Genomic DNA, 4,051 nt, shown 5'->3' on the forward strand with positions numbered 1-4,051 from the left:
CCCTTCCGTCTCGGTTATCAAGGATTAGGTGAAATTATCTGTTTCTTTACTTTTGGACCCTTGGCGATTGCCGCTGCCTACTATTCCCAAGCTGGCACTTTTTCCCTCTCTAGTCTAGCGGCTTCAATTATTATCGGGATTACTACTTCTATCATCCTTTTTTGTTCCCATTTCCATCAAGTCGCCGATGATCTCAAAGCGGGTAAAAAATCACCTATTGTCCGTTTAGGTACTTTAAAGGGTTCTAAAGTTTTAACCGTAGTGACGGTTCTCGTTTACGTTTTAACGGTAGTTTTTGTCCTGCTCCAGGTTTATCCCCCTCTCACTCTTTTAATCTTCCTTAGTCTCCCTTTCGCTTGGCAATTAGTCAACCACGTTAACCAAAATCACGACCAACCTCAGCTAGTCAGTAACTGCAAGTTTATAGCGGTTAATCTTCACTTTTTTAGTGGCATTCTCTTCTCCCTTGGCTATTTCCTTGCTTCCCGTTGATCAACCCGATTTTTTTTCTTAAACCCCTTTATCAGTTATCAGTTATCAGTTATCAGTTATCAGATTTGAGTTTTAAGTGTGCAGTATGTATTAAGTGGGAAGTATTTAATACGGCGGATTCAGCCTTAGTCTGGTACATCTTCCAGTTTCCTACTGTCTTTTTACTGTTTACTGATCACTGATTACTGTTTACTGTACCCGATCAAGTTTGCACTTATTAACGGAAAAGTGACAGAATAGGGAGATAGATCGCCACAAATAAAGGTTAGCATGAGTGAACAACCCCTCGGATCGGTTATTCAAGGTTCCCTGAGTGAAGGTTTAGAAATCCGTCTTTATCCGGATATTTCGGTAGAAGATATGCGCGTCGGTAAGTTTTTGGTGGTGCAAGGCACTCGATCGCGTTTTTTCTGTCTCCTCACCGATGTCTCCCTGGGTAACTCCAGTTCCCGGATTATCGCGAATCCTCCCCATCCCGATGATAGTTTTATGCGCGATGTTTTAGCGGGTAGCGGTACTTATGGTACTATTGAACTATCGCCTATGCTCATGTTTACTCCGACTGGAGGTAATTCTCCCGCAGTTTCTGACACTTCTTTAGGCTCTTTTCAACCCCAAACTAGCGCCGATTTAGAATTACTGCCAGTTAAAACTATTCCCGCGCATTTTAGCCAAGTTTATGAAGCTTGTGAGCAGGATTTTCGCATGGTTTTCGGTTGGGAAGATGATCCCACCAGAAAGAATTTTGCTATTGGTCAACCCCTTGACATGGACGTGCCAATATGTATTAATCTCGATCGCTTTGTGGAACGTAGTAACGGTGTTTTTGGCAAATCCGGGACGGGAAAATCCTTTTTAACCAGATTACTAATTTCGGGCATTATTCGCAAACAAGCAGGGGTTAACCTCATGTTTGATATGCACTCGGAATACGGTTGGGAAGCGATGAAAGAGGGGAAGGAGGTTTCTACGGTGAAAGGATTATGTCAATTATTCCCCGGACAGGTAGAAATTTATACCCTCGATCCCGATTCTACCAAACGCCGGGGAGTACGAGGAGCGCAGGAATTATTCTTAAGTTATAATCAAATTGAAATCGAGGATATTCGTTTAATCGGTCGGGAATTAGGCATCTCGGAAGCTAGTTTAGATAATGCCAATATTCTCTATAACGAGTATGGAGAATCTTGGATTACTCAGTTATTAAATATGAGTAACGAGGATATTAAAATCTTCTGTACGGAAAAACAAGGCCATGCGGGATCAATCATGTCCCTCCAGAGAAAATTAATGCGTCTAGATAGTTTGAAATATTTAAGAAGTGCTTGTCCCCACAATTATATCGATCAGGTTTTACAAGCTTTAGATGCAGGTAAGCACGTTGTCATTGAATTTGGCTCCCAAAGTAATATGCTTTCCTATATGTTAGCCACCAATATGATCACCCGTCGGATTCATGCTAATTATGTTAAAAAAGCTGAATATTTTTTACAAACCAAAAACCCCGTTGATCGGCCGCAACAGTTAGTGATTACTATTGAAGAAGCTCATCGATTTTTAGATTCTGCCGTGGTGCATCAAACTATTTTTGGAACCATCGCTAGGGAGATGCGAAAATACTTTGTTACTCTCTTAATTGTTGATCAAAGACCTTCAGGAATTGATAACGAAGTCATGTCTCAGGTAGGGACAAGAATCACCTGTTTATTAAACGATGAAAAGGACATCGAAGCCATATTTACAGGGGTTTCTGGAGGGGGAAGTTTGCGATCAGTTTTAGCGAAATTAGACTCAAAACAACAAGCTTTAGTTTTAGGTCATGCGGTCCCTATGCCGGTAGTAATTCGTACTCGCGCCTACGATCAAAAATTCTATGCTGAAATAGGTGCGACCGACTGGCGAGAATTACCCGATGAGGAAGTATTAGCGGCGGCCAAAATTGCCAAAGCCGATCTAGGATTTTAAAGGAATTTATTTGGGAGATTTCTCCAATGGTTCTTCTGGAAAGAAGCAATAAAATCCTCAGTACCCGGAATGATACCAAAAATCTCCTCGGATAATTTCAGCAGTTGAGGATTATTAAAAAGACTATAATATTCGGGATCTTCTCGAAAGGTTTGCCAACGATTAAGAACATCCATTTTCTGCCCTTCTTGTTGATAGGATAAGCCATCAAAGGAACTACCACCAGCAAAATTGGCAACTAACTCTTTTTTCGAGTCATCAAAAGGAATTTGCAGTCTTTCTGTAATTGCTTGCCGATAATTGACATCTGTTAACCATTGATTATAGTTGATTCCCAAACGATAGCGATCAGCACTTTTTTGGTAACTTAGATAAACCTGAGCGTATTTTTCCCAGAGAACAGCAATATTTTTTAAGTTTTCTTTGCCCCATTTTTGATAAATGCTGGCTAATACATTGAAAGGATCCCGCAGAATAACTATAGAAAAAACCTCTTGACTTTTGCCTACCCACTGCTCATGATAGCGATCCATCAAATCGCTGAAATTTTCAATATCTTTTTCCTCAAAGCTGACAATTATCGCCTCTTTGGGATGTTGTTTGAGCTTTTGACCATTAAAGCGTTGATCATTTTTTGAATAAGTGACAATTTCTTTATTAAAGAAAGGATTTCTCTCAAAAAAGAAGTATTTTTTCTTAAAATCCCAGTAGTTAATCCCCTTGCAGTCAATTCTTCCTGTACCTTTGTAAATACGAATTTCCTTTCCTGCTAAATAGCAGTGATTGGCAAAAACTACCTGACCAGGTATCTGGGAAAAAATCCAATTGATAATCGCATGATTACCACTTCTTTTAATGCCAAATACTCGAATTTCTTTATTGTTGATTATGGTTGACATTTGATTGATGACACTAGCAAGAGAAAGTAATTTATCTAAAAACTGTTGGTTCCAAGTTTTTGAGTATAAGAATATACAAAAAATAGGTATATCGATATACTAATCTCGACTGGTAGTGTGACAAAGATCAAATGTGTTTGTCAATGAGTATTTATACTCAAACAATAATCCCTTGATTCTGAGGACAACTCACAGTCAAGGTAATTTTGTCAAAACCTTTTGTTAGAATCAGAAAGCTCGACAGTCTTAACCCTGGATGAAAACTGGTTTCCCTAACTATGCAACAAGGTGATTTAATCGAGATCGAGATTACCGACCTCAACCATACGGGCGAAGGTGTGGGAAAATACCGAGGACAGGTGATTTTTGTGCCGGATACGGTCATTGGCGATCGCATTCAAACTCGCATCACCTATATCAAAAAAAGTCATGCGATCGGCAAACTACAAACTATTCTCCAAGCTTCTCCCCATCGTATCCGTCCCCGCTGCATCGTCGCCGATAAATGTGGTGGCTGTCAATGGCAACACATCGAGGACCAATTTCAGCGCCTAGTCAAAAAAGAGCAAGTACAAGAGGTATTAACCAGAATTGGCGGTTTTAGCGATCCTTTGGTTTATCCTCCCCTCACCGGTAATTCTCCCCTCGCTTATCGCAATAAAGCTACCTATCCCCTCGGATTTTCCCCCACCGGC

General features: G+C 40.3%; 4 protein-coding genes. 3 read left to right on the forward strand and 1 reads right to left on the reverse strand.

Annotated elements, in window-relative coordinates:
- Both PX481_RS01790 and PX481_RS01795 read left to right on the forward strand, forming a co-directional pair.
- The coding region (locus tag PX481_RS01790; RefSeq protein ID WP_288093378.1) for a UbiA family prenyltransferase at window positions 1-492 on the forward strand (492 nt) is incomplete at its 5' end.
- Window positions 493-762: 270 nt separating this feature from the next.
- Window positions 763-2,457 carry a helicase HerA domain-containing protein gene (locus PX481_RS01795; RefSeq protein ID WP_288093381.1) on the forward strand — a complete coding sequence of 565 codons (1,695 nt, stop codon included), beginning with the start codon at window positions 763-765 and terminating at the stop codon, window positions 2,455-2,457.
- Here the strand turns inward: PX481_RS01795 and PX481_RS01800 are convergent.
- Window positions 2,454-3,356 carry a hypothetical protein gene (locus PX481_RS01800; RefSeq protein WP_002763688.1) on the reverse strand — a complete coding sequence of 301 codons (903 nt, stop codon included), beginning with the start codon at window positions 3,354-3,356 and terminating at the stop codon, window positions 2,454-2,456. The genes PX481_RS01795 and PX481_RS01800 overlap by 4 nt on opposite strands.
- 278 nt (window positions 3,357-3,634) lie before the next feature.
- Between PX481_RS01800 and PX481_RS01805 the strand changes: the two genes are divergently transcribed.
- The coding region (locus PX481_RS01805; RefSeq protein WP_353852177.1) for a TRAM domain-containing protein at window positions 3,635-4,051 on the forward strand (417 nt) is incomplete at its 3' end.

The organism is Microcystis sp. M53603_WE2 (assembly GCF_030065435.1).